The 479-nt window shown below is 28.2% G+C and carries 1 protein-coding gene; it reads left to right on the top strand.

What is annotated here, in order from left to right; genetic code table 11:
* Positions 1-146 precede the first annotated feature (146 nt).
* Positions 147-479 (top strand): hypothetical protein (locus U860_RS0130920; protein WP_025151489.1); only part of this gene is annotated, 333 nt, incomplete at its 3' end.

The following is a 479-nucleotide window of genomic DNA, read 5'->3' as shown; positions in this document are numbered from 1 at the left end:
ATATTACTAAAACATTTAATTTTGTATACAATTGTAAGGTTATAAAAATTACATATTTTAAAAGGGGATGCCTTTATGGAGAAATTTATAGGTATTATTGATAAATCCAAAATTCCAGTAAATAATTTAAAGAGAAAAATAAAATTATGAATTTGTACCTTTTAGCACCCGAAGTAGCTGGGGGACATGGAAAACAAACAGTTTATGGAACTGAAAAAGAAATTAGAGAAGAAGGGATTTCAGGAAAAGTTCAATTTTTACATTATGAGTTCTATGGATGGCTTGGGGATGATTTGTTAGAATCTACACCTTGTTTTATTGTTTCAGATAAATTTAAAAATGCATTAGAATCTAGTCAATTAAGAGATTTTAAAATAGAAAAATGTTTGATTAGTCTTTCAGAGGAATTTCAAGAATTATATCCTCACAAGAAAATCCCCGATTTTTGGAGACTTACTCCTATTGGGACAGTAACTACT

Origin of the sequence: Bacillus sp. H1a (genome assembly GCF_000633475.1) — a bacterium.
GTDB lineage: Bacteria > Bacillota > Bacilli > Bacillales > Bacillaceae_G > Bacillus_A > Bacillus_A paramycoides.
Note: the sequence above shows the minus strand (reverse complement) of the source record. Positions and strands in the feature narration are given on the sequence as shown.